Source organism: Micromonospora sp. NPDC050980 (genome assembly GCF_040653835.1).
Lineage (GTDB): Bacteria > Actinomycetota > Actinomycetes > Mycobacteriales > Micromonosporaceae > Micromonospora.
In genome coordinates, this window is record NZ_JBFAGS010000002.1 from 544,679 (window position 1) to 569,527 (window position 24,849).

Below are 24,849 nucleotides of genomic sequence, written 5' to 3' on the forward strand. Positions count from 1 at the left end.
GCGCATGGCATCATATCGACGTGGCTCGGTTCCTCTTCGTGGTGCTGCCGGTGGTGTCGCACCTGTCCGCGCCGCTGGCCATCGGGCAGGCGCTGGAGGCGGCCGGGCACGAGGTGGCCTGGTGCGGGCCCCGCAGCGACCTGCGCCCGCTGATCGGGCCGGACGCCACGCTCTACCCGACCGGCAAGCGCCACTACCGGCCCGACGCCGCGTCCGGGATGGACTCGGTGCGCAGCCTCTGGGCCGGGCACGTGCTGCCGGCCAACCGGTTCATCCGCGACGCCGCCGACCGGGCCGTCGCGGAGCACCGGCCCGACGTGGTGGTCGCCGACCAGTACGCGCTGGCCGGCGCGCTGGCCGCGCACCGCCACGGCGTGCCGTGGGCGACGCTCTGCGTGGGCGTGCTGGAGTTGACGCCGCCGACCGACGAGATGCCCGAGTTCGACGACTACGTGCGCGCCCAGCTCGCCCGAGTGTGGGCGATGACGGACCTGCCCGTCGACCCGGCGCTCGACCTGCGCTTCTCGCCGTACCTCGTGATCGGCCTGACCACGGCGGCGCTGACCGGCCCGGCGGCGCTGCCGGCGCGGTGCGTGCTGACCGGCCCGGCCCTGGGTCGGCGGCCGAACGCGCCCGCGTTCGCCTGGGACGCCTGGGATTCGGCCCGCCGGCACGTGCTGGTCACCGTCGGCACGATGGCCGAGCACCTGGCCCGCGACTTCTACCACCGGATCACGGTCGCCACGACGCCGCTGGCCGACCGGGTCCAGGTGATCCTCACCGCGCCGCCGGGCCTGGTGCCCGACCCGCCGCCGCACGTCCTGGTCGCCCCCCGGGTGCCGGTGCTGGAACTGATGCCCCGGCTGGACGCGGTCGTCTCGCACGGCGGGCTGGGCACGATCTCCGAGGCGCTGGCCCACGGCGTGCCGGTGGTGGTCGCGCCGATCCGGCACGACCACCCGACCGTGGCGCGGCAGGTGAGCCGCGCCGGGGCCGGCCGCACGGTCTCCTTCCGATCCGCCACCCCGGCGGAGCTGACCTCGGCGCTGACCGCGGTCCTCGACGACCCGGCCTACCGCGACGGCGCGCGCCGGGTGGCCGGGTCGTTCGCCGCGGCCGGCGGCGCGCGGGCCGCCGCCGACCACCTCGCCGCGCTGGCCGGCGCGCCGTCGCCGTCGCCGTCGCTGTCGCCGTCACCCGAGGAGGCTCGATGATCGAGGCCACCGGCCTGCGCAAGTCGTTCCGGGTGGGCCGTGGTCGCGGCGCCGGCACGGTCGAGGCGGTACGCGGCGTCGACTTCGCGGTGCGGCGCGGCGAGATCGTCGGCTTTCTCGGACCCAACGGCGCGGGCAAGTCCACCACCCTGCGGATGCTCGCCACCCTGCTGCGCCCCAGCGGTGGCGAGGCGACGATCGCGGGCGTCGACCTGCGACGCTCACCCGCCGAGGTGCGCCGGCGGATCGGGTTCGTGGCGCAGGCCAGCGGCACCTACGACGACTCGACGGCCCGCCGGGACCTGGTGCTCCAGGCCCGTCTGCACGGCCTGGCGAAGAGCGTGGCGCAGGAGCTGGCGGTGGCGGCGATCCGCGCTTTCCAGCTCGACGACTTCGCCGACCGGAAGATCAGGACATACTCCGGCGGTCAGCGCCGGCGGCTCGACGTCGCGCTCGGCGTGATCCACTCGCCGCGGGTCATGTTCCTGGACGAGCCCACCGCCGGGCTCGACCCGCCCAGCCGGGCCCGGATGTGGCAGGAGGTCCGGCGGCTGCGCGACGAGGGCATGACGATCTTCCTCACCACGCACTACCTGGACGAGGCCGACAGTCTCTGCGACCGGGTCTCGATCATCGACGCCGGCCTCATCGTCGCCGAGGGCACCCCGTCGGACCTCAAGCGCGAGATCTCCGGCGACGTGGTCTCGGTCGACCTGGCCGCGCCCGCGCTCGCCGACCCGGCCGGCGGTGACCTGCCGGCGGCGACGAAGCTGCTGGCCGAGGCGCCCTACGTGCGCGCGGCAGAGCCGGTCGACGGGGTCCTGCGGCTCTACGTCGACAGCGCCGCCACCGCCGTCCCGCAGATCATGCGGGCGCTCTACGACCGGGGCATCGAGCCCGCCGCGATCGAGACCCGCCGGCCGAGCCTCGACGACGTGTTCCTGGCCAAGACCGGCCGATCGCTGGAGGAGTGACGTGAAACTCGTCCGGGACAGTTGGCTGATCTTCCAGCAGGAGGCCGGCCTGATGGTGCGCAACCCGGTGATGGTCGCGTTCAGCCTGGCCCAACCGATCACCTATCTCATTCTCTTCGCCCCGTTCCTCAAGGTGGTGATGGTCGACCGGGGCGCCTCCACGTACGCGGACGCCTACCGCATCTACGTGCCCGGCCTGTTCGTGGCGATGGGCCTGTTCGGTGGCCTGTTCGCCGGCTACGGGCTGCTCGGCGCGCTGCGCGCGGGCATCATCGACAGGTGCCGGGTGACCCCGGTCAGCCGCACCGCGCTGCTGCTCGGCCGGGCCCTGATGCACGTGTGCCTTAACGTGGTGCAGGCGGTCGTGGTCACGCTCGTGGCGTTGCCCTTCGGCCTGCGCGTGCACCTGGCCAACCTGCTCGTCTCGTATGCGCTGCTGGGCGTGATGGTGCTGCTGAGCACGTCCATCTCGTACGACATCGCGCTGCTGGTGCGCAACGAGAACAGCCTCGGGGTGCTGGTGAACACCGTGGGTCAGCCGATCTCGCTGCTCGCCGGCGTGCTGATCCCGCTGGTGCTCGCGCCGATGTGGATCCAGCGGGTCGCGCTGTGGAACCCGTTCGCCTGGGCCACCGACGGCATGCGAGCGCTGTTCGCCGGTGAGATCTTCCAGACCGTGGTCTGGCAGGGCGCGCTCATCATGATCGGGTTGGCCGCCGCGAGTCTTCTCTGGTCGTCGCACCTGTTCAACCGCGAGGTCTCCTGACCGTCAGTACATCGACCATTGTCACGCCGTGGCCGGCGCTCTAGCCTGATCGTGTCCTGGCGCGCGTGTCACGTGAGGAGGCGGGGCGTTGGGTGCCGACAACTTCCGGGCGACCCTGGCGGCGGATCAGGAACTGGGCGCCGGCAACGTGCTGCCCAGGCTCGCCGCGCACGGCGCCGACATGGATCTGCCCCGGGTGACGTTCGACGTCGACGTCGACGACATTCCCGCCTGGACCCCGCTGTCGCTGGCCACGCTGACCACCCGGGTCGCCGCCCGCGCGGCCTGGTTCGCCGCGCGCGGCGTCGGCCGGCGCGACCCGGTCGCGGTCTACGTCACCTCCGCGCCGGACGTGTTCCTCAACTTCCTGGCCCTCACCTGGCTCGGCGCGATCCCGGCGCTGATGAACGGCAACATGCCGATCGAGTTGGCCGCCGAGTTCGTCCGGCGGCTGCGCGGCGTCGGCGTGGTGCTCGACGCCGACCACGCCGCGCTGCGCGCGCACGACCTCGGCACGCCGGTCCTCGGCGACGCCGCGCAGACCGGCGCCGGTGACCCCGCGCAGGCGCCGCCGCACCACCGGCACCACCCCGAGGACCCGGTGGTCATCACCCACTCGTCGGGCACCACCCGGGTGCCGGCGGCGATCGTGCACTCGCACCACGGCCTCTTCGCCGCGATCCGCGCGGTCCGGCTGACCGAGTCCCGGCCGTCCGGGGAGGTGCGGGAGTTGTCCGCGTTGCCGGCCGCGCACGCCGCCGGCGTCATCACGCTCAACCAGGCGCTCTGCAACGGCTACCAACTGCTCTGCCTGTCGGCGCAGGGCGGCCCGTTCGCGCGCAGCGCCGAGACGATCCTCGACGCCATCGAGCGGTGGCGCCCGACCGGGGTGTTCGGCTTCGCCGTCACCTGGTCGGAACTGGCCCGCGTCGACCTGAGCACGCGCGACCTCAGCTCGGTGCGCAACTGGTTCAACACCGGCGACTGCGCCCACGAGTCGCACGTACGCCGGCTGGTGGCCGTCGGCAGCCATCCCACCTGGACCCCGGACGGCCCGGTGGACGTCCCGGGATCGAAGTTCGTCGACATGCTCGGCTCCACCGAGATGGGGCACGGCGCGTTCCGGATCACCCATCGTCTCGGCAGCGACCGCTACGACAGGTGCGTCGGCAAGCCGTATCCGTTCGCCCGGGTCGCCCTGCTCGACGTGACCACCGGCGCGGAGGTCCCGGACGGTCAGGTGGGCCACGTCGGGCTGAAGTCGCCGACGCTGGCGATCGGCTACTGGAACGACTCGGTCACCACCTGGCGCACCCGGCTCGACGGCTGGTACCTGACCGGCGACCTGATGTACCGCGACCCGGCGGGCGACTACCACCACGTCGACCGGGCCAGCGACGCGGTCGACCTGGGCGACGGCACCTGGCTCTACACCGCGCTGTCCGAGGAGCGCATCCTCAAACACTGCCCGGACGTGCGGGACTGCACCGTCGTCGCGGCCGCCGGGGAGGACGGCGCGACCGTCACCGAGGTGCTGCTCCTGCTGGCCGACGACGCCGACGACACGCTGGACCGCACCGACGGGGTCCGGACGGCGCTGGGTCCGGCGGTGGCCGCGACGCTGCGCCGGGTGGTGACCGTTCCGGACGACGGCGTGGTGATGGGCCCGACCGGCAAGGTCCGCAAGTTCCTGATGCGCCAGCGGCTGCTGGCCGGAGCCGGAGCGCCCTGACCGGCTCCCGGGCCGGCGGCGTGCACGACCATGCCAGAATCGTGAGCCGTGTCCTACCTTCCCTCGCCGTCGTACCCGTCGCCGACGCCCGGCGGGGTCACGCCGCTCGTCGCGTACCCGCATCCGATCGCGCCGCCGCCGGGCTGCGCGGTGCTCGTCGTCTCGGTGAACCGCGGGCCGTACGTGGTGCCCGTGCCGACCACCAGCCGCTTCAAGATCGACCGGCGGCCGGTGCCGATCCCCGGCGAGGGCACCTGGCACATCGCGGTCCCGGCCGGCCCGCACGACGTCCGGTACACCGACTTCGTGGGCATGCCGATCGTCACCACGTCGGTGATGGCCCAGCCGGGCGCCGCGCACCAGCTGGCGTTCCGCTTCGGCGGCTGGCGCAACCGGGTGCACGACGGTCGCGGCGCCGACGTGACCCGGTTCGGCCTGTGGTCGAACTACAGCATCGCGCTTGTCGCGCTGGCGGTCATCGTGCCGCTCTGCTGCGGGTTCGTGTCGCTGGTGACCACGGCCGCCACCTCCCCCTGACGGCGCCGGAGCGGCCGGTGCCGCGAACCGGCCACGACCCTCGGCGGCGCGGCGACGGGCAGCGGCGGAAGAACCGGCCGAACGGATGGTGCCCGGCGCGCGGCGACCCGTCGTCGGGCCGATGCCGGCGCGGGCTCCGATCCGCAGGATCGGGTCCATGCCAGAAACGACTCTCGCGCTTGCGGCCCGGGGCCTGACCAAACGGTACGGCCGCCGGACCGCCCTGTCCGACTGCGACCTCGACCTGCCCCGGGGGCGGGTGGTCGGCCTGGTCGGCCCGAACGGCGCCGGCAAGTCCACCCTGCTGACTCTCGCCTGCGGGCTGAGCAGGCCGACCGCCGGCACGCTACGGGTGCTCGGCGCCCCGCCCGCGGCGGACGCCGCGCACCTGGCCCGGGTCGGGTTCGTCGCCCAGGACACCCCGGTTTACGCCACCTTCTCGGTCGCCGACCACCTGCGGATGGGCGCGCGGCTGAACCCGGCCTGGGACCAGGCGCTGGCGCAGCGGCGGATCGCCCGGGTGGGGCTGGACCCGGGGCAGCGGGCGGGCCGGCTCTCCGGCGGCCAGCGGGCCCAGTTGGCGTTGACCGTCGCCGTGGCCAAGCGCCCCGAACTGCTGATCCTCGACGAGCCGGCGGCGGCGCTGGACCCGCTGGCCCGCGACGGCTTCCTGCGCGACCTGACGGAGGTGGTCGCCGAGTTGGGGGCCACCGCGATCCTCTCCTCGCACCTGCTCGGCGACGTGGCGCGTGCCTGCGACCACCTCGTCGTGCTGGGCGCGTCCCGGGTGCAGGTCGCCGGGGACGTGGCCGACCTGTTGGCCCGGCACCACCGGCTGGTGACACCGCGTGGCGGGCCGGATCGGCTACCGCCCGGGGTCGAGGTGGTCCGGACGCGGCACACCGAGGGGCACACGCACGCCGTGGTGCGCGTCGACGGCCCGCTGCCGCCTGCGCCGTGGCGCGTGGAGCCGGTCGGGCTGGAGGAGCTGGTGCTGAGCTACCTGACCCGGGCGGCCGGGGAGGGCGACCGATGATCTGGACCACCTGGCGGCAGTTCCGGGTGCCGGCCCTGGTCGGGGTGGTGGCGCTGGCGCTGGTCGCCGCCTACGTCGTGCACCTCGGCCTGGACGTCCGGGACGCCTACGACGGCTACCGCGCCCAGTGCGCGGGCGCGCCCGACTGCCCCCGGCTGCGCCAGCTCGCGGTGGACTACGAGAACACCTCGCTGTATCTGGCGGCGCTGCTCGGGCCGGTGCCCGGCCTGCTCGGCATGTTCTGGGGCGCGCCGCTGGTGGCCCGGGAACTGGAGGCCGGCACCCAGCGCCTGGTCTGGAACCAGAGCGTGACCCGACGCCGCTGGCTCGCCGTCAAGCTGGCCGTGGTCGGCCTGGCCGCCATGGCCGTGACCGGGGTCGCCGCCGCGCTGGTGACCTGGGCGATGCGCCCGGTCGACCGGGTCGCGGACAACCGATTCAGCACGGTCCTGTTCGGCGCCCGCGATGTCGCTCCGGTGGCGTACGCGGCGTTCGCGGTCGTGCTCGGGGTGCTGGTCGGCCTGCTGGTGCGCCGTACCGTGCCGGCCATGGCGGTGACCGCGCTGGTCTTCGTGGTCGTCCAGTTCCTGGTGCCCAACCTCCTCCGGCCGCACCTGCTGCCGCCGGAGCACGTCACGCTGGCGATGACCGCGTCGGCGCTCAACCAGGCGCGCGCCCTGGGCAGCATCACCGGCGCGCCCGTGGTGCGGGGACTGGCCGTCCCGGACGCCTGGGTCACCGACGTCAGCGAGCTGCGCACCCGCACCGGCGAGTCGCTCGACCCGACGGTCTTCGACAGGTGCGTCACGGACCCGCCGCGTACCGGCGCGGCGGAGGGCCCGTTCGGCGACACCGCTACCTGCCTGGCCGGCCAGGACCTGCACGTCGACGTCAGCTACCAGCCGGTCGGCCGGTACTGGTCGTTCCAGTGGCTGGAGTCGGGGTGCTACCTGTCGCTCGCCGGGCTGCTGGCCGCGGTGGCGTTCCACCGGATCCGGCGTCGTTCGGGGTGACGTGACGCCGGCGGGGTTTGCTTGGATGATCGGCCGGGTCCTGCTCCGGCGGGCCGTCGAGCACCGTCGTCCGGCGGTGGGCAAGGCCGACCTGGGTTACCTGTTCCTGCCGGGCGCGTGGGGTTTCGGGTACGCGACCGAGGCGTGCGTGGCGGTGCTCGACTGGTTCGACCGCGTCCTGCCGGGCGAGCCGGCGGTGCTCGTCACCCAGTCCGCCAACGCCTCCTCGATGCGCCTCGCGGCGAAGCTGGGGTTCACCGAGGTGGAGCGGTTCGAGGCGTGGGGCGCGGAGCAGTGGCTCGGCGAGCGGGCCCCGGCGGGGTCGTCCGCCTGACCCGGTCGCGGTGGTCAGCCGGTGGGGCCGAGCCGCTTGGCCAGGTCCACGAAGGACCGCCAGGCCGCGGCGTCGACGTGCAGGGTGCCGCCGTCGCGGTCCTTGGTGTCGCGGACCAGCACGACGCCCGGCAGGTTGTCGGCGACCTCCACGCAGGCACCGCCGTTGCCGCCGGACCGGGTCGACTTCCGCCACGCGGGGGTGGTCAGTTCCATGACTTCGCCACTTCCTTGATCAGCTTGAGGGACTGCCGGCGGGGGAGCGCCTCGTTGCGCACGATCTCCCACGTCCGGGCGAGCCTAGCAACGTCGGCCGGTGCGTCGACGATCTGCGCATTGAGCTGGTTGTCAGCGTAGGCGACCCGGCTGCCGTCGGGCAGTTCGGCGATGATGAACTGCCCGGCCAGGCCGAGGTACATGCCGGCGTCGACCGGCACCACGTGCACCTGGACGTGTTCCAGCATGGCCAGCTCCACCAGGCGGTCGAACTGCTCGGCCATCAGGCCGGGCGCGTCGAGCACCGGCCGGCGGAGCACCGACTCGTCGACGACGGCGATGAGCTGCGGCGGGCGCTGCCGGTGCAGAACCGCCTGGCGGTCCATCCGACCCGCCACGATGCGGTCGGACTCCTCCGGGGTGAACCGGCCGCCGGCCAGCGTCGCGCGGGCGTAGCGCTCGGTCTGGAGCAGGCCGGGCAGGTAGGCCAGCTCGAACCAGCGCAGCGTCACCGCCTCCCGCTCCACCTCGATCCACTCCCGCAACCACACCGGGTCCGCGTCGAGGGACGCCAGCGCGCAGACCATCCGCTCGAACCGCCCGCCGGTCGCGAACCGCTCGTCGACCGCCTTCGTGTACTCCCGGGTCGGCGCGCGCCCGCCGGTCTCCACCGAGCTGACGTGCGACCCCGAGTAGCCGATCCGCCGGCCGAACTCCTCCTGGCTCAACTCCACCGACGCCCGGAACAGGCGCAGCTCGCCGAGCACGTAGGTCGTCGCGCTTCCCATCGTCTCCCCAACCTTCGCCCAACAGCCGTCGCGGACCCGCCCACGGTTGCCCAACCGCCCGCCTGAGCTGCGCGGAACCGCCGAGCATCTGTCGACAGTAGTGGAGTCCTCACCAGACTGTCACCACCGTGGAAACCGGTCCACGCCACCCGACGGAGGAGGTTCCGTGATCACGACGAGACTGCCGATGCCCGGCCCCGGCCCGGAGCCCGACCGCCCGCGCGGCCACCCGACGGCCGTGCCGCACACGCCCGTACGACCGTCGTGGGCGTGCCGGGCCGACGGCGCGCCGTGGCCCTGCCCGCACGCCCGGCTCGCGCTCAAGGCCGAGTACGACCGCAACCTGGCCGCGATGACCATCTACCTGGCCGGCCTGCTCTACGAGGCGATGCGCGACTTCTACCACCTGAACCCGCACGACGGCCCGAGCCCGCAGCAGATGTACCAGCGCTTCCTCGGCTGGAGCCCGTTCCGCCGCCCGATCGTCGAGCCGGTCGAGTGAGCCGGTCAGGCGTCCTCGACCACCCGGTTCTCCCACGCCCAGGCGGCGACCTCGACCCGGTTGCGGGCGCCCAGCTTGGTCTGGATCCCGGAGAGGTGACTCTTCACCGTGCTCAGCGAGATGAACAGCTCGGCCGCGATCTCCCGGTTGGTGCGCCCCCGCGCGATTGCCCGGACCACCTCCACCTCGCGCGCCGAGAGCCGGGGGAGGTGCCGCGCCGACGACGGCCGGGTCGCGGCGGTGACGTGCTTGAGCAGCCGCAATGTCACCGACGGCGAGACCAGCGCGTCGCCGTGGTGCGCGGCGCGGATCGCTTCGACGAGCAGCGCCGGCCCGGCGTCCTTGAGCAGGAAGCCGACCGCGCCGTTGCGCAGCGCGCCGTAGACGTACTCGTCCAGGTCGAACGTGGTCACCACGACGACCCGCAGCGGGCTCGGCGTGCCCGGTCCGGCCAGGGACCGGGTCACCTCGATGCCGTCGATGCGGGGCATCCGGATGTCGACCAGGCAGACGTCGGGGCGCAGCCGGCGGGCCTCGGCGACCGCCTCGACGCCGTCGGACGCCTCGCCCACCACCGTGATGTCGGGCTGGTCCTCCAGGATGAGTCGCAGCCCGCCCCGGACCATGGCCTGGTCGTCGGCGATCAGCACCCGGATGCTCATCGCGGCGTCCGACCCGGCAGCGGGAGGGTGGCCCGCACCGACCAGCCCGGCCCGTCGCGGGGGCCGACCCGCAGCGCGCCCCCGAGCGCGCGGACGCGCTCGCGCATCCCGACCAGTCCGTAGCCGGCCCGGTGGGCGGCGCCGGCCGGGGCCGGCGGCGCGTCGTCCGCCACCTCGACGCGGACCGCGTCCGGGTCCTCGTCGACGGTGACGGTGACCGACCCGGCGTGCGCGGCGTGACGGGACACGTTGGTCAGCGCCTCCTGCACGATCCGGTGGACCGTGGCGGTCACCTCCGGCGGCCACCCCGGCTCGCCGTCGGGCAGCCGCAGGCGCACCGGCGGGCCGTGCCGGCCGAAGCGGGCGATCAGGTCGGTGAGCCGCTCCGGGCCGGGCGAGGCGGGTGCCGCGTCGTCGGTGTCGCGCAGCAACCCGACCACCTGGCGCATGGCGGCCAGCGCGTCGGCGCCGGCCAGCTCGATTCCGGCCAGCATCTGCGGCAGCTTCGCCGGTTGCCTCGCGCCGACCAACTGTGCGGCCTGGGCCTGCACCACGATGCCGGCGACGTGGTGCGTGACCGCGTCGTGCAGCTCCCGGGCCAGCTCCAGCCGCTCGGCGCGGCGTACCTCCTCAATGGCGGCGCGGGCGCGGGCGTCGGCCCGGCGCAGCGCGAGGCCGACCGCGACGGCGGCCAGCCAGCACAGCGTGTCGAGCACCGTGACCGCGGTGCGGCCGTGCTGGTTGTCCAGCGACGTGAGCATGCTGGCGGCGATCACCAGCAGGCCCGCGCCGGCGACGACGGTGGCCGGGCGCGCGGGCCGGGTCCGGACCGCGGAGCCGACCAGCACGGCCAGCGCCAGCCCGGTGATCGGTCCGGGTTCCTGCGGCAGGTCCGCGACGAAGGAGACTCCGACGGCCACCGCCGCCACGCCGAGCCCGGCCACCGCCGCCCGGACCGGGTCGCGGCGGCGCAGCAGGGCGAGGCCGCAGACGATCACCCCGAACAGCCCGTCGGGTACGGCGTGACCGGGGCCCCAACTGTTCGCGATCATGACGGCGGTGACCGCCAGGCCGAGGGCGAACGCCACGGCGAGGCCGACGTCGATCAGGAGGCTGGCCGGTCGGCGCGTCTCGGTCATGCCACCAGGCTAGGAAAGTCCGGGGCCTGACGAACCGGCCGAAAGTATGGTCGCTCGCGGTCTGTGCTATCCACGTGTCATGGCCGACGACCAGCACGTTTCCCCGACGAGCGCCGACATCCGCGACCACCGCCTGATCTACGGCTGCATGGGGCTGGGCGGCGGGTGGGACGCCGAGCCGTACGGCGCGCCGGAGATCGCGGCGGCCGAGGCGGCGGTGCAGGCCGCCCTGGAGATCGGCGTCACCGCGTTCGACCACGCGGACATCTACCGCAGCGGCAAGTCGGAGGCGGTGTTCGGCGAGGTCCTCGCCCGCGCGCCCGAGCTGCGCGCCCAGGTGGTGCTCCAGACGAAGTGCGGCATCCGCCTAGCCGGCGACGACGGGCCGGCCCGGTACGACCTGCGCGGGGAGCACATCGTGCGCAGCGTCGAGCGCAGCCTGACCCGGCTGCGCACCGACGTGCTCGACGTGCTGCTGCTGCACCGGCCGGACCCGCTGGCCGACCCGGACGAGGTGGCCGAGGCGCTGACCACGCTGCACCGGCAGGGCCTGGTGCGGCAGTTCGGCGTGTCGAACATGGCGGCGGCGCAGATCGCCCACCTGCAGGCGTCGCTCGACCTGCCGTTGGTCGCCAACCAGTTGGAGATCAGCCTGGCCCGCCGCGACTGGGTCGAGGCGGGTGTGCTGGTCAACACCGCGGAGTCGACCGGGACCGGGTTCCCGCTCGGCACGCTTGAGCACTGCCGGGCGCACCGGATCAGCCTCCAGTCCTGGGGGCCGCTGGCGCGTGGGCGCTTCACCGGCGCGGGGCAGACCCCGGGCGACCGGGAGACGGCCGAGCGGGTCGCCGCGCTGGCCGAGGCCAAGGGCACCACGCCGGAGGCGATCGTGCTGTGGTGGATCCAGCGGCACCCGGCGCGGGTGGCGCCGGTGATCGGCACCGCCAACCCGGGCCGCATCCGATCCTGCCGGGACGCGGTCCGCCGGGAGCCGGACCTGACCCGCCAGGAGTGGTACGACCTCTGGGTCACCGCCCGCCGCACCCCCCTCCCATGACCCCACCCCCGGATTCCGCCCCCTGATTCACGGAAAGAGTGGTCATCCTGGCCCGGATGACCACTCTTTCCGTGAATCAGGCGCGCGGTGCGGGGCGCGGGGGTGGGTGGGGGGTTAGGCGAGGGTGCAGGGGGTGCCGTTGAGGGTGAAGGAGGTGGGCTTGGCGGTGTTGCCGGTGTGGGTGGCCTGGAATCCGATGCTTGTCGAGCCGTTGGCCGGAATCGTGGCGTTGTAGGCGAGGTTGCGGGCCGTCACCTGGCCGGAGCTGGGTGAGTAGGAGGCGTTCCAGCCTGAGGTGATGGTCTGGCCGCCGGGCAGCGTGAACGCCAGCGACCAGCCGTTCACCGTGGCGGACCCGGTGTTGGTGATGGTGATGTTCTGCGTCAGCCCGGTGTTCCAGGCGTTGAGGTCGACGCTGACCCGGCAGGCTCCGGTGCCCGGCGGGGGAGTGGTCGGTGCGGGCGTGGGCGACGTGGTCGGGCTCGGCGACGTGGTCGGCGACGTGGTGGGGCTGGGCGACGTCGTCGGGCTCGGCGTGCTGGTCAGGCCGAAGAACGCGATCGCCGCCGCCGCCATGCCGCCGGCCGGCAGGGTGTGCCCGGCGCCCTGGATGCTGTACGCCTCGAGCTGGACGGTGCCGGTGCCGTCGGCCCAGCGGCGCCGGTTCCAGTTGGCCTGCGGCGTGTCCGTGGAGGTGGGCGTCTGGCTGAGCCCGAACACGTTGGTCCACTGCTCGATGGTCTCCTGGAGCAGCGAGTACGGCACGAGCGTGTCGGCCGTGCCGTGCCAGAGCTGCACCCGGGGGCGGGGGCCGGGGTAGCCGGGGTACGCCTGGCGGACCGCGTCACCCCACTGCTGCGGCGTCCGGTTCATGTTGCCGCCGGTGCACTGGCTGCTGCCGGGCGGGTAGTCGGCGGCGTTCGCGAAGCAGTTGAACGGCACGCCCATGAACGCCGCGCCGGCGGAGAACACGTCGGGGTAGAGCGCCAGCATGTGGTTGGTCATCATGCCGCCGGACGAGCTGCCGGTGGCGTAGACCCGGGCAGGGTCGGCGGCGTACTGCTGTTGCACGTAACGGATCATCGAGATGATCGAGACCGGGTCGCTGCCGCCGCCGCGGCGTTTGGCGGTGTCGGACCACGTGTCGAAGCAGTTGCCGAAGCCGGCCTGCTGGGTCGCGCTCGGGTAGATCACGATGAACCCGTACCGGTCGGCCAGGGAGGCGAACTCGCTGCCGGAGTAGAAGCCGGGGCCGGATCCGCCGCAGCCGTGCATGGCCACCACGGTTGCCGGCCGGGCCGGCCGGTTGTCCGGGACGTAGACGTGCATGCGCATCCGCCCCGGGTTGTCGCCGAAGCTGGTCACCTCGGTCAGCGACGCCGCGTAGGCGGGTTGCGTCGCGGGGACCACCAGGCCGGCCGCCGCCAGCGTGCCGGCCACGGCGAGCAGGATCTTGCCTCTGATTCTCACGGAGACTCCTTCGATCACCTGTGCAGGTTGACGTGCGGGGTGGTGCGCCCTGCCCGGCTCCGTGTCGGGTAGCAGATAGTGTTCCCGCCGGTCTCGGAAGTGTCAATCGATGCATCACGATGGGTGCCGGGAACGATCTCCGTCTACAGTCGAGACGCCGTCCCCCGAGCCGAGTCCGGAGTGCCCGTGGCCAGCGCGTTCGACATCGAGGAGATCTATCCCGACGACGGGGAGACCTCGATACGTCTGCCCCGACGCCAGGCCGGCCCCGCGCCGCAGGGCATGACGGTGACGCTCCTGACGGACTACACCCTGCGTACCCGGGCCGCGCTGCCGTCCGCCGCCATCGTGGCGCTGCTCGCCGAGGCCGGGGTGACCAGCGCCGGCGCCCGGACCGCGATCAGCCGGCTGGCCCGCCGGGGCGTGCTGGAGCGCAGCCGGCAGGGCCGCAACAGCTCCTACCGGCTCAGTCGCGGCGCCGCCGCCGACCTCTCCGCCGGGGGGAACTGGATCCTCACCTCCACCACCGCGCCGCCGGCATGGGACGGGTGCTGGACCCTCGTCGCGTTCTCGCTGCCGCAGGAGCTGGCCGCGCAGCGACGTGCCCTGCGCGGCCAGCTCCGCTGGCTCGGCTTCGCGCCGCTCTACGACGGGTTGTGGGTCTCGCCCCACGAGCTGACCCCGCCGGGCCGGTCGCTGGTGTCCGGCCTCGCCCCCGGGGCCGTCACGGTCATCCGGGGCCGGCACGCCGCGCTGGACGTGGTCGGGCAGCGCGCGCCGGTCGAGGCGTGGGACATCGCCGGCATCGGCCGGCAGTACGAGGAGTTCCTGCGCCGGTGGACTCCGCTGGCGTCCCGGACGGACACCGTCGACGGGCCGGCCGCGGTGCGGGCGCGCACCGAGGTGATGGACACCTACCGGCGGTTCCCCACGCTCGACCCCCGGTTGCCGCTGGACCTGCTTCCGGCCGGCTGGCCCCGGCAGGGGGCGCACGAGGTGTTCACGGCCGTCTACGACGGGCTCGCCGAGACCGCCGAGCGTCACGTCCGGGCGGTCGTCGCGCGGCACGCGGGCGCCGCGCCACCGCCCGACGTTCGGGCGCACACCACCGCCGACATGCTCGCCGGCGTGCGTCCGGACGGGCGCGGCACGCCGCACGGGTGATGCCTCGCTCAGGCCGCCACCGCGTCCGGGGCCACCCGGGAACGCCGGCCGAGGGCGGCCACCGCGACCAGGATGATCGGCACGAGCGTCAGGTGGCACAGGGCCAGCGTGGTCTTGCTGGTGGCGTCCAGGTCGGTGGGGAGTGTCATCGTGGCGATGGTGAGCACCGCCAGCGCCGGGCCGACGATCGACGCGACCCGGACGACCCAGCCGAACCGGGGCGCCAGCAGCGCGACGGCGGTGAGCCCGACCAGCAGCGGCAGGGCGCTGAAGGCCGCGACCGTCACGGCGTTCACCTCGGCCGTCCCGCCCGCCGTGGTGAGGCGGAACGTGCCGCCGGCAGCCCGGCCGATCGCGTAGACGATCAGATTGACGACCACCGCGCCCACGGTGGCCAGCGCGATGATGGTGGCGCGGGACCGGTCAGCCATGTGACGGCTCCCGTCCGTGCTCCCGGACCAGATAGGTCTCGATGCGGTCCATCGCCCCGGTCCATGCCTCGCCGGCGAAGAAGTCGCGCAGCTCCGGCGTAGGGAAACCGCTCTGCACCACGGTCATCAGGGTGCCGCCGTCCTGCTCCTCGAAGGTGATCTCGATGCGGGTGGTCATCGTGGCGCCGTCGGGGCCGCTGCCGGTCGACTCGGTGACGAGCCGGTGCGGCCGGTCGATCTCCAGGAACGTCTGCGTCTCGCGGAACAGCATGTCGGGCGAGGGCCCCCAGACCGCAGTCTGCTGGCCGCCGACGCGCAGGTCCACGTCGATCTCGACGATGCCGGGCTCGGTGTCCAGGATGCTGAACCAGATCTTCTGTTTGTCGGCGTCGGTGTAGGCGTCGAAGACCTCCTCCGGCAGCGCCGGGAGGTGTCGGGTCACTTTCATGTCGATGGTCATGCGTGTCACTCCTTCGGGTCGGTGCGGAGCGTCAGGTAGGCGTCGAGGCCGTCCAGGCGACGGGCCCACAGCCGCTGGTAGAAGCCGATCCAGGCCATCGCGTCGTCCAGTGGGGCGTCGGCGAGGCGGCACTGCCGGGACCGGCCGACCTTGCGCGTCACCACCAGCCCGGCGTCCTCAAGCGACCGGACGTGCTTCTTCATGCCGGTGAGGCTCATCCCGGTGGGCGCGGCGAGTTCGCTGATGGTGGCCGGGCCCGCGCCGAGCCGGATGAGGATGTCGCGCCGCGTGGGATCGGCCAGGCTGGCGAACACCCGGTTGAGCGTCTCTTGCTGAACCACATGGTTCACTTTAGGACAACCATCTCGCCGGGTTCAACAACGACACGCCGAGTGTCGACGACCTGTTCATTGATCCGGAAAGGCTCCGAAAGTTTCGGTGGTCCGGATCCTCGACAGCGCGGCGCGCGGCGGATCGATCCGTGGAATGCCGCGCGTCGAAGCGCTTCTCCCTGTGGGCCACCAGCGTCTATGTCGAAGTCGAGGCTTCCCGCTGGCCCTCATGGTTTCCATGATGTTTCCGGAACTTGTTGACACGATGAACGGCGCCTTCGATACTGGCCATCGACCCGTCTCAATGAGATTCGGCCGTGTGCCAGCCACCACAGGGAGGAACACGCCCATGAACGACGCCCCCGTCCGCTCGGGCAGCCGCAGGCGCGGACGCCTCAGGACGCTCCTCGGCGGCGCCTGCGCCGTGGCGCTCGCCGCCGCCGGCACGACCGCCGTCCTGTCGAGTCCCGCCTACGCCGACCAGACCGTCACGTCGAACTCGACCGGCAACCACAACGGCTACTTCTATTCCTTCTGGAAGGACAGTGGCAACGTCTCCATGACCATGGGGAACGGCGGTCAGTACAGCACCCAGTGGAGCAACAACAACAACTTCGTGGCCGGCAAGGGGTGGAACCCCGGTGGGCGTCGGACGGTCAGCTACTCCGGCAGCTTCAACCCGTCCGGCAACGCCTACCTCACCCTCTACGGATGGACCCGCAACCCGCTGGTCGAGTACTACATCGTCGACAGCTGGGGCAGTTGGCGCCCGCCGGGCAGCGGCTACATGGGCAGCGTGAGCTCCGACGGCGGCACCTACGACATCTACCGGACCCAGCGCGTCAACGCGCCCTCGATCGAGGGCACCCGCACGTTCTACCAGTACTGGAGCGTGCGGCAGTCGAAGCGGGTCGGTGGCACGATCACCGCCGGCAACCACTTCGACGCGTGGGCCCGCGTCGGCATGAACCTGGGCAACCACGACTACCAGATCCTGGCCACCGAGGGCTACCAGAGCAGCGGGAACTCCAACATCACGATCGGTGGCTCCGGTGGCACCAACCCCACCCCGCCGCCGAACAACGGCGGCTGCACGGTGAGCGTCAGCCGGGCCGAGGAGTGGGGTGACCGCTTCAACGTGACGTTCTCGGTCAGCGGCAGCAGCAACTGGGTGGTCAACATCCAGACCCAGGGCGGCCAGAGCCTGCAGAACAGTTGGAACGCGTCGATCAGCGGCACCAGCGGCACGCTCACCGCGCGTCCCAACGGCAACGGCAACAACTTCGGCATCACGCTCTACAAGAACGGCAACAGCAACACGCCGACGGCGAGTTGCTCGGCCGGCTGAGTCGAGCCCTCTGGCGGGTGGAGGCGTCGCGGTGGGCGGCGCCTCCACCTTTCGCGTGTGCGGGCCGAAACACCCGGGCGGAAACTTGATTCATTCCAGAAGACTGGACTAGTGTCGTGGCATGACGTCCGACTTCGAGACCCAGCTGCGAGCGGTCTCGTTGCGCGTGACCCGGCCCCGCCTGGCGGTGCTCGCCGCTTTGCGGGACCATCCGCACGTCGACACCGACACCGTGATCGCGCTGGTCCGGGCGGACCAGCCGACCGTCTCGCACCAGGCGGTCTACGACGTGCTCCGGGCGCTCACCGACGCCGGCCTGGTGCGCCGCATCCAGCCGGCCGGCGCGGTCGCCTGCTACGAGTCACGGGTGGGGGACAACCACCACCACATCGTCTGCCGCTCGTGCGGCGCGATCGCCGACGTGGAGTGCGCCGTCGGTCACGCCCCCTGCCTCACCGCCTCGGACGACCACGGCTACGTGGTCGACGAGGCGGAGGTCGTCTACTGGGGCACCTGCCCCGACTGCGCGACCGACCGCACCGCCCACTGATCCGCCAGTTCGGCCAGTGATCCGCCAGTTCGGAAGGAAACAGATGAGCGACACCCAGGACAACGGGCCCGTCAGCGCCCAGGGCGTGGACGCCAAGGAGGCGGCCGGCTGCCCGGTCGCGCACGACTCCGTGACCGCGCACGGCAGCGAGAGCGAGAACCCGGCGATCGACTCGCCGACGCCGAAGACCGGCGGTCGTCTGCGCACCAACCGCGACTGGTGGCCCAACCAGCTCGACCTGTCGGTGCTGCACGCCCACTCGTCCAAGGGCAACCCGCTGGGCGCCGACTTCAGCTACGCCCGGGAGTTCGCCAAGCTCGACGTCGAGGCGCTCAAGCGGGACATCACCCAGGTGCTCACCACTTCCCAAGAGTGGTGGCCGGCCGACTTCGGCCACTACGGCGGCCTGATGATCCGGATGAGCTGGCACGCCGCCGGCACCTACCGGATCGAGGACGGCCGTGGCGGCGCCGGCGACGGCGGCCAGCGCTTCGCCCCGCTGAACAGCTGGCCGGACAACGCCAACCTGGACAAGGCCCGCCGGCTGCTCTGGCCGGTCAAGCAGAAGTACGGCCAGAAGATCTCCTGGGCCGACCTGCTGGTGCTCGCCGGCAACGTGGCCCTGGAGTCGATGGGCTTCAAGACCTTCGGCTTCGGCTTCGGCCGGGAGGACGTCTGGGAGCCCGAGGAGATCTTCTGGGGCCCGGAGGACACCTGGCTCGGTGACGAGCGCTACGCCTCCGAGAAGGAGATGACGCCCGGGGTCGGCGCGACCGAGATGGGCCTCATCTACGTCAACCCGGAGGGCCCCCGAGGCAACGCGGACCCGGCCGCGGCGGCGCACTTCATCCGCGAGACCTTCCGCCGGATGGCGATGAACGACGAGGAGACCGTCGCCCTCATCGCCGGCGGCCACACGTTCGGCAAGACCCACGGCGCCGGCGTCGCCGACGACCACGTCGGCCCGGAGCCCGAGGGCGCCCCGCTGGAGGCGCAGGGCCTCGGCTGGCTGAGCACCCACGGCAGCGGCAAGGGCGGTGACACGATCACCAGCGGGCTGGAGGTGACCTGGACCGACCGGCCGATCGAGTGGAGCAACCGCTTCTTCGAGATCCTCTTCGGCTACGAGTGGGAACTGACCACCAGCCCGGGTGGAGCCAAGCAGTGGGTCGCCAAGGACGCCGAGGCGATCATCCCGGACGCCCACGACCCGTCGAAGAAGCACCGGCCGACGATGCTGACGACCGACCTGTCGCTGCGCGTCGACCCGGCGTACGAGAAGATCTCCCGCCGCTTCCTGGAGCACCCGGACGAGTTCGCGCTGGCGTTCGCCAAGGCCTGGTACAAGCTGCTGCACCGCGACATGGGCCCGGTCAGCCGCTTCCTCGGCCCGTGGGTCCCCGAGGCCCAGCTGTGGCAGGACCCGGTGCCGGCCGCCGACCACGAGCTGGTCGGTGACGCCGAGATCGCCGCGCTCAAGACGAAGATCCTCGACTCCGGCCTCACCGTCGCCCAGCTCGTCTCCACCGCCTGGGCCTCGGCCGCCAGCTACCGCTCCACCGACAAGCGCGGTGGCGCGAACGGCGCCCGGATCCGGCTGGAGCCGCAGCGCGACTGGGAGGTCAACCAGCCCGAGCAGCTCGCCGCGGTGCTGGCCACCCTGGAGGGCATCCAGCAGGAGTTCAACTCCGCCGGTGGCGCCCGCATCTCGCTCGCCGACCTGATCGTGCTGGCCGGCTCGGCCGCGGTCGAGAAGGCGGCGCGGGACGCCGGCGTCGAGGTGACCGTGCCGTTCCGGCCGGGTCGCACCGACGCCAGCCAGGAGCAGACCGACGTCGAGTCGTTCCGGGTGATGGAGCCGCGCGCCGACGGGTTCCGCAACTACCTGCGGCCGGGCGAGAAGACCGAGCCGGAGGTGCTGCTCGTCGACCGCGCGTACATGCTCGGCCTGACCGCGCCGGAGATGACCGTCCTCGTCGGCGGCCTGCGCGCCCTCGGCAACAATGTCGGCGGCACGTCGCACGGCGTGCTCACCGACCGGCCCGGCGTGCTGACCAACGACTTCTTCGCCAACCTGCTCTCCCCGGGCACCCGGTGGAAGGCGTCGGAGTCCGAGGAGCACGTCTACGAGATCCGCGACCTGGCCTCCGACCAGGTGCGCTGGACCGCCACCGCGGTCGACCTGATCTTCGGCTCGAACTCGCAGCTGCGGGCGCTCGCCGAGGTCTACGCCAGCGACGACGCGCGGGAGAAGTTCGTGACCGACTTCGTCGCCGCCTGGACCAAGGTGATGGAGCTGGACCGGTTCGACAGGTCCTGATCCACCTGTTCCAGCCGACGAGCCCCGGTCGATCCGTCACGGACCGACCGGGGCTCGCGTGGCTGCCACCGCTCCCACCGCTCCCTGGTGATCTCGTACCGCACCTCTCTGTGCTCGGCGCCCTCGATCATCTCCGCGTCCGGGGGAGGGGCGCTCGGTCTCCAGCTAGGTGTCCACGAGTCGATCATGCGGGAAGCGCGTCGGGCAGCAATAGGCTTTAGCTCGTGCACGGGTTCACCGACGTCGACCGCCAGCCGACCCCGCACGCCTGGGTCGGGGTGCTCGACCGTCTCGGCGAGGAACCGTTCTACCGGTCGTACCAGCGGCGGGTCCGTGAGCTGCTCCACCCGGTGCCCGGCGGTCGCTACCTCGACGTCGGCGCCGGCACCGGGGCCGGCGCGGCCGCCCTGACGGACGAACACGACGTCAGCGTCGTGACCGTCGACCACGCGCTGACCATGGCCGCCGCCATGCGGGCGCGCGGCCTGACCCGGTGCGCCGTCGCCGACGCCCACCACCTGCCGTTTCCCGATGACTCCTTCGACGGGGCATGGGCCGACCGCACGCTGCAACACCTCGCCGATCCCCACGGCGCAATCGGGGAACTCGTCCGGGTCGTCCGGCCGGGTGGCCGTGTCGTCCTCGCCGACCCGGACTACGACACCCAGGTGCTCGACATCGCCGACCAGCAGCTGGCGCGGCGGGTGCTGAGGTTCCGGGCCGATGTCCTCCTGCGCAACGGCACCCTGGCTCATCAGCATGCCGGCCTGCTGGCCGGACACGGTCTGGTCGACGTCGCCGTGGAGCCCCGAGCGCTGCTGGTGCGGAACCCGACCGCCGTCGACAACGTGCTCGGCCTTCGCAGTTGGGCCGCTACCGCCGCGCGACGCGGAGCACTCGACCCGGCCGACGCCCGTGCGTTCGAAGACCAGTTCGACCGGGCCGTCGAAGCGCGCCGGTTCACCTACGCCGTGACGTTCTTCCTGACCCACGCCACCGTCACCTGACCGAATTGCGCCCACCGGGCCTCCCGGCAGCTCGTCCGGCGTGCCAGGCGCGGGCGTGGCACAGACTCACGGAAAGAGTGGCCATCCGCCGCCGGACAGCCACTCTTTCCGTGAATCTGCGCGCAAGGGGGAGGGGGTGGGAGGGAGGGGCGGGTGTTGCCTGCAAGTTTCTAAAAGTTTGCCGCAAGGTATTGCAAAGGCTTTCATGGATGTCGCATCGTGGTCGCACCTGGACGGCCGTCCTTCCCCCTGCGAGCCCTTTCGAGCACCGGAAGAGGTCCCCCTGTCATGGAATCCGTCAGGCCACACCCCCGTGGCCGCGCCGGTCGCCTGTTGCTCGCCGCCGCGCTCGTCGCGGCCGGCGGGACGGCCGTCGTCGCCACCACCGCCACCGCCACCCCCGCCCGCGCCGCCGTCGTGCTCAACGACAGCGAGGTGACCGCCAACCTCTGGGAATGGAACTGGCAGTCGGTCGCCGCCGCCTGCACCGACCACCTCGGACCGGCCGGCTACGGCGCGGTGCAGGTGGCCCCGCCGCAGGAGTCGGTGAGCCTGCCGAACAGTCCCGACGGCGTGCACCCCTGGTTCGAGGTGTACCAGCCGGTGTCGTACAAGCTAGACAGCCGGTTCGGTTCCCGGCAGCAGTTCGCCGCCATGGTCACCGCGTGCCACGCCGCCGGCGTGCGGGTCTACGTCGACGCGGTGGTCAACCACATGACCGGCACCAACAACCCGGCCGGCACCCGCGGGTACGCCGGCACCGAGTTCTCCGGCTACAGCTACCCGGCGGTGCCCTACGGCAGCGGGGACTTCCACCGACCGGGTGACAACTGCCCGACCGGCGGCGGCATCTCCGACTGGAACAACGAGGCCCAGGTGACCAGCTGTGAGCTGCTGTCCCTGGCCGACCTCTACACCGAGAAGGAGTCCGTCCGCACCAAGATCGCCGGCTACCTGAACGACCTGATCGGCCTCGGGGTCGACGGCTTCCGGGTGGACGCGGTCAAGCACGTGCGCAAGGACGACTTCGCGGCGATCCTCGGCAAGCTGAACGACACCGTCGCCGAGGGCCGGCGTCCGTACGTCGCCCAGGAGATCTTCGACGGCTCCAGCAACCCGGCGTTGCAGGCCCGGGCGTACGTCGGCAACGGAGACGTGCTCGACTTCGGGTACGCCAAGGGCATCCGCTCGGCGTTCCTCGGCTCCATCTCCACGCTGTCCAACGTGCCGAACTGGAACCTCGACGCGCCGAGCGCCAACGTCTTCGCCATGGTCACCAACCACGACCTGGAGCGCGACGGGGTGGTGCTGTCCTACCAGAACGGCAGCGACTACGTGCTCGCCAACTACTTCGCGCTGGCCTACCCGCACGGCAAGCCGTCGGTCTACGACAGCTTCACCTGGTCGAACCGCAACCAGTCGCCGCCGAGCGACGGCACCGGGCGGGTCACCGACACGGTCTGCGGCGCCGCCTGGAACTGCCTGACCCGCAGCGCCGGCATCAAGGGCATGGTCGGCTGGGCCAACACCGCCCGGCCGGTGAAGACGGTATCGGACTTCACCACCGTGAACAGCAACGTGATCGGCTTCCACCGCGGCGACCGGGCCTGGATCGGCATCAACGACTCCGGCTCCGCCGCCACCGCCACCTTCGTCACCGGCCTGGCGGACGGCCAATACTGCGACGTCATCTCCGGCAACGCCACCGCCGGTGGCTGCACCGGCGGCACGATCACCGTCTCCGGTGGCCGGGCCACCGTGACCATCCCGGCCGACAACGCCGTCGCGATCCACGTCAACGCCCGGCCCGGCACCGGTCCGACGCCGACCGCGTCGCCGACCGCCGGCCCGACCGGCAACCCCACCGACCGGGTCGCCACCACCTTCACCGTGAACGCCACCCCGACCGCCGGCCAGGACGTCTACGTCGTCGGCAACGTCCCCGAGCTGGGCTCGTGGACGCCGGCCAACGGCGTCAAGCTCGCCGCGCAGGGCGGCGGCGCCTACCGCGCCACCGTCGACCTGCCCCGGTCGACAACGGTGGAGTACAAGCTCGTCAAGCTGACCGGGGCCGGGGCGGTCACCTGGGAGTCCGGCGCGAACCGGAGCCTCACCACGCCGGCCGCCGGGACGTACGCGGTGACCGGGACGTTCCGCGGCGACACCGTCTCGACGGCGGTGGCCGCCTCGTTCGCGGTCACCGCGACCACGCTCTACGGCCAGAACGTGTTCGTGGTCGGCAACATCGCGGCGCTGGGCGGGTGGAACCCGGCCGACGGGGTCGCGCTCTCCCCGGCCGCCTACCCGGTGTGGCGGGCCACCGTCGACCTGCCGCCGAGCACAGCGGTCGAGTACAAGTACGTGAAGAAGAACCCGGACGGCTCGGTGACCTGGGAGTCCGGCGCGAACCGGAGCTTCACCACGCCGGCCGGCGGCACCCGCGCCGTCACCGACACCTGGCGCTGACCGATCCTCGCGCGGCCCGTTCCGAAGCGGGGACGGGCCGCCGGGCCGGCGTGCAGGGGTGGGCGCGACGCAGCCGGGCCGGCGTCCGACCCGGGCCGAGGGCGCCGGCCGGTCGTGGCGACCGCGGCCAGCGCGGCGGCCAGGCACGCCGCGGCGGCGGCGACGAGCGGTGGCCGGCCGCCCGCCTGCACGGCCACCGAGCCGAGCGGGATGGCCAGCGTTATCGGCCCGAACATCGCGGTGTTCGCGGTGCCGGACACCCGTCCGAGCAGCGCCGGCGGCGTGTGCGTCTGCACCGCGGTGAGGGCGGCGACGAGCGTCCACGGCAGTCCCACGCCGATCACCGCCGAGGCGGCCACCGTGGCCGGCCACCAGGGCAGGCAGCGGCCCAGGCAGCCGGTGGCGAACAGCAGCGCCCCGGCGACGCCGACGGCGGTCGCGCCCCGGCGGCCGACCAGCCGGCCGACGACCAGCCCGGCGAACACCGAGCCGGCGCCCTGCGCGCTGGCCAGCACGCCGAGGAACGTCGACGGCAGGGCCAGTTCCTCGACCACGACGGCGTAGAGCGCGGCGGTGGTGAAGCCGGACATCGCGATCGACACCGCCGCGAGCGTGACCGGCACGCGTACCGCGCGCCGACGCAGGAGCACCGCGAGCCCGGCCCGCAGGCCGGACGGGCGCGCCGCGGCCGGTCCGGCCTCCGCCGGCCGGTCGGCCGGCGTCGCGTCGGTGGTCCGCAGCCGCAGCGCGCCGTATCCGGCGGCGACGAGCACCGGCACGACGGCGCTGAGCACGACCACCGGATGCCCGCCCCGCCACGCGTAGAGACCCGCCCCGGCCAGCGGCGCCACCAGCTTCATGCCCTCCTGCGCGCTGGAGCGCCAGCCGTTGACGTCGGCGAGCCGCGCCGGGGGCAGCGCCGCCGGCAGCAGCGCCGTCTCACCGGCGTCGATCAGCACGTAGCCGACGCCGTAGGCGAGCGAGGCCGCGAGAATCAGCCACGCCTGGTCCGGCCCGCGCACCGCGAGCAGGGTGAGCAGGACGGCGGCCAGCGCCAGGTTGACGCCGACCACCAGGGGCCGCCGCGGCACCCGGTCCAGCAGCCCGCCCAGCCAGGGGCCGGCCAGCACCGGGGCGTAGACGCACAGCCCGGCGAGCGCGGCCAGCCCGGTGGAACCGGTGAGGTCGAGCACCCAGATGCCGGCGACCAGCCCCATGGCGCTGCCGCCCAGCCCGGACAGCAGCGAGATGGCCACGAACAGCACGGTGTTGCGGCGCATGAGCCCTCCGAAGGTGAGCGGGGAAGACTCACATCCTCGATCTCTGAGCCGG

General features: G+C 72.8%; 24 protein-coding genes and 1 pseudogene. 16 read left to right on the top strand and 9 right to left on the bottom strand.

Annotated elements, in window-relative coordinates:
- Positions 1-20: 20 nt before the first annotated feature.
- From AB0H28_RS06195 to AB0H28_RS06230, 8 genes are all read left to right on the top strand, one after another.
- Positions 21-1,214 (top strand): glycosyltransferase, encoded by a 1,194-nt coding sequence (locus AB0H28_RS06195; RefSeq protein ID WP_358034997.1) that lies wholly within the window; start codon positions 21-23, stop codon positions 1,212-1,214.
- Complete coding sequence (locus AB0H28_RS06200) at positions 1,211-2,188, top strand: ATP-binding cassette domain-containing protein (protein ID WP_358034999.1); 978 nt, start codon at positions 1,211-1,213, stop codon at positions 2,186-2,188. Before AB0H28_RS06195 ends, AB0H28_RS06200 begins: the two co-directional genes overlap by 4 nt.
- A gap of 1 nt (position 2,189) precedes the next feature.
- The gene (locus tag AB0H28_RS06205; RefSeq protein ID WP_358035001.1) at positions 2,190-2,954 is read left to right on the top strand and encodes an ABC transporter permease; all 765 of its coding nucleotides are present in this window, start codon (positions 2,190-2,192) and stop codon (positions 2,952-2,954) included.
- A gap of 88 nt (positions 2,955-3,042) precedes the next feature.
- Positions 3,043-4,686 carry a class I adenylate-forming enzyme family protein gene (locus AB0H28_RS06210; RefSeq protein WP_358035004.1) on the top strand — a complete coding sequence of 548 codons (1,644 nt, stop codon included), beginning with the start codon at positions 3,043-3,045 and terminating at the stop codon, positions 4,684-4,686.
- A gap of 48 nt (positions 4,687-4,734) precedes the next feature.
- The gene (locus AB0H28_RS06215) at positions 4,735-5,223 is read left to right on the top strand and encodes a hypothetical protein (RefSeq protein WP_358035005.1); all 489 of its coding nucleotides are present in this window, start codon (positions 4,735-4,737) and stop codon (positions 5,221-5,223) included.
- A 157-nt stretch (positions 5,224-5,380) separates the two neighbouring features.
- A complete protein-coding gene (locus AB0H28_RS06220; RefSeq protein ID WP_358035008.1) occupies positions 5,381-6,259 on the top strand; it encodes an ABC transporter ATP-binding protein in 879 nt (292 codons plus the stop codon).
- The gene (locus AB0H28_RS06225) at positions 6,256-7,272 is read left to right on the top strand and encodes an ABC transporter permease subunit (protein ID WP_358035011.1); all 1,017 of its coding nucleotides are present in this window, start codon (positions 6,256-6,258) and stop codon (positions 7,270-7,272) included. The genes AB0H28_RS06220 and AB0H28_RS06225 overlap by 4 nt, the downstream gene beginning before the upstream one ends.
- A gap of 25 nt (positions 7,273-7,297) precedes the next feature.
- Positions 7,298-7,606, top strand: a complete 309-nt coding sequence (locus AB0H28_RS06230; RefSeq protein WP_358035014.1) for a GNAT family N-acetyltransferase — start codon at positions 7,298-7,300, stop codon at positions 7,604-7,606.
- 14 nt (positions 7,607-7,620) lie between these two features.
- On the opposite strand, the gene AB0H28_RS06235 is transcribed toward AB0H28_RS06230, so the two are convergent.
- Positions 7,621-7,821, bottom strand: a complete 201-nt coding sequence (locus AB0H28_RS06235; protein ID WP_358035016.1) for a DUF397 domain-containing protein — start codon at positions 7,819-7,821, stop codon at positions 7,621-7,623.
- On the bottom strand, positions 7,812-8,609 hold the full coding sequence (locus AB0H28_RS06240; protein WP_358035019.1) for a helix-turn-helix transcriptional regulator: 798 nt from the start codon (positions 8,607-8,609) through the stop codon (positions 7,812-7,814). The genes AB0H28_RS06235 and AB0H28_RS06240 overlap by 10 nt, the downstream gene beginning before the upstream one ends.
- Before the next feature lie 166 nt (positions 8,610-8,775).
- Here AB0H28_RS06240 and AB0H28_RS06245 point away from each other — a divergent pair, with 166 nt between their 5' ends.
- A complete protein-coding gene (locus AB0H28_RS06245; RefSeq protein WP_358035022.1) occupies positions 8,776-9,111 on the top strand; it encodes a hypothetical protein in 336 nt (111 codons plus the stop codon).
- 5 nt (positions 9,112-9,116) lie between these two features.
- Here the strand turns inward: AB0H28_RS06245 and AB0H28_RS06250 are convergent, their stop codons facing one another.
- Together AB0H28_RS06250 and AB0H28_RS06255 are read right to left on the bottom strand one after the other, a co-directional pair.
- Entirely contained in the window at positions 9,117-9,773 is a 657-nt protein-coding gene (locus AB0H28_RS06250; RefSeq protein WP_358035025.1) for a response regulator transcription factor, read from the bottom strand.
- A complete protein-coding gene (locus AB0H28_RS06255; protein ID WP_358035028.1) occupies positions 9,770-10,912 on the bottom strand; it encodes a histidine kinase in 1,143 nt (380 codons plus the stop codon). Before AB0H28_RS06255 ends, AB0H28_RS06250 begins: the two co-directional genes overlap by 4 nt.
- A 79-nt stretch (positions 10,913-10,991) precedes the next feature.
- Here AB0H28_RS06255 and AB0H28_RS06260 point away from each other — a divergent pair, with 79 nt between their 5' ends.
- Positions 10,992-11,969, top strand: a complete 978-nt coding sequence (locus tag AB0H28_RS06260; RefSeq protein ID WP_358035031.1) for an aldo/keto reductase — start codon at positions 10,992-10,994, stop codon at positions 11,967-11,969.
- A gap of 114 nt (positions 11,970-12,083) precedes the next feature.
- On the opposite strand, the gene AB0H28_RS06265 is transcribed toward AB0H28_RS06260, so the two are convergent.
- The gene (locus tag AB0H28_RS06265; RefSeq protein WP_358035034.1) at positions 12,084-13,439 is read right to left on the bottom strand and encodes a PHB depolymerase family esterase; all 1,356 of its coding nucleotides are present in this window, start codon (positions 13,437-13,439) and stop codon (positions 12,084-12,086) included.
- Between the two features lie 186 nt (positions 13,440-13,625).
- On the opposite strand from AB0H28_RS06265, the gene AB0H28_RS06270 reads away from it, so the two are divergent.
- Complete coding sequence (locus AB0H28_RS06270) at positions 13,626-14,603, top strand: PaaX family transcriptional regulator C-terminal domain-containing protein (protein ID WP_358035037.1); 978 nt, start codon at positions 13,626-13,628, stop codon at positions 14,601-14,603.
- A gap of 8 nt (positions 14,604-14,611) precedes the next feature.
- Here the strand turns inward: AB0H28_RS06270 and AB0H28_RS06275 are convergent, their stop codons facing one another.
- The 3 genes from AB0H28_RS06275 to AB0H28_RS06285 are packed head-to-tail and all read right to left on the bottom strand — an operon-like array spanning position 14,612 to position 15,835.
- The gene (locus AB0H28_RS06275) at positions 14,612-15,034 is read right to left on the bottom strand and encodes a DUF6069 family protein (RefSeq protein WP_358035040.1); all 423 of its coding nucleotides are present in this window, start codon (positions 15,032-15,034) and stop codon (positions 14,612-14,614) included.
- Entirely contained in the window at positions 15,027-15,494 is a 468-nt protein-coding gene (locus AB0H28_RS06280) for an SRPBCC domain-containing protein (RefSeq protein ID WP_358035043.1), read from the bottom strand. The genes AB0H28_RS06275 and AB0H28_RS06280 overlap by 8 nt, the downstream gene beginning before the upstream one ends.
- Before the next feature lie 5 nt (positions 15,495-15,499).
- Complete coding sequence (locus AB0H28_RS06285; protein ID WP_358035046.1) at positions 15,500-15,835, bottom strand: metalloregulator ArsR/SmtB family transcription factor; 336 nt, start codon at positions 15,833-15,835, stop codon at positions 15,500-15,502.
- A gap of 340 nt (positions 15,836-16,175) precedes the next feature.
- Here AB0H28_RS06285 and AB0H28_RS06290 point away from each other — a divergent pair, with 340 nt between their 5' ends.
- From AB0H28_RS06290 to AB0H28_RS06310, 5 genes are all read left to right on the top strand, one after another.
- Complete coding sequence (locus AB0H28_RS06290) at positions 16,176-17,174, top strand: glycoside hydrolase family 11 protein (RefSeq protein WP_358035049.1); 999 nt, start codon at positions 16,176-16,178, stop codon at positions 17,172-17,174.
- Positions 17,175-17,295: 121 nt separating this feature from the next.
- Positions 17,296-17,724, top strand: a complete 429-nt coding sequence (locus tag AB0H28_RS06295; protein WP_358035052.1) for a Fur family transcriptional regulator — start codon at positions 17,296-17,298, stop codon at positions 17,722-17,724.
- A 43-nt stretch (positions 17,725-17,767) separates the two neighbouring features.
- The gene (gene katG / locus AB0H28_RS06300) at positions 17,768-20,044 is read left to right on the top strand and encodes a catalase/peroxidase HPI (RefSeq protein WP_358035055.1); all 2,277 of its coding nucleotides are present in this window, start codon (positions 17,768-17,770) and stop codon (positions 20,042-20,044) included.
- 224 nt (positions 20,045-20,268) lie between these two features.
- Positions 20,269-21,051 (top strand): methyltransferase domain-containing protein, encoded by a 783-nt coding sequence (locus tag AB0H28_RS06305; RefSeq protein WP_358035058.1) that lies wholly within the window; start codon positions 20,269-20,271, stop codon positions 21,049-21,051.
- 288 nt (positions 21,052-21,339) lie between these two features.
- Positions 21,340-23,517, top strand: a complete 2,178-nt coding sequence (locus AB0H28_RS06310; RefSeq protein WP_358035061.1) for a carbohydrate-binding module family 20 domain-containing protein — start codon at positions 21,340-21,342, stop codon at positions 23,515-23,517.
- Between the two features lie 56 nt (positions 23,518-23,573).
- On the opposite strand, the pseudogene AB0H28_RS06315 reads toward AB0H28_RS06310, so the two are convergent.
- Positions 23,574-24,797, bottom strand: a pseudogene (locus AB0H28_RS06315) (MFS transporter); the annotation flags it as partial.
- Positions 24,798-24,849 lie beyond the last annotated feature (52 nt).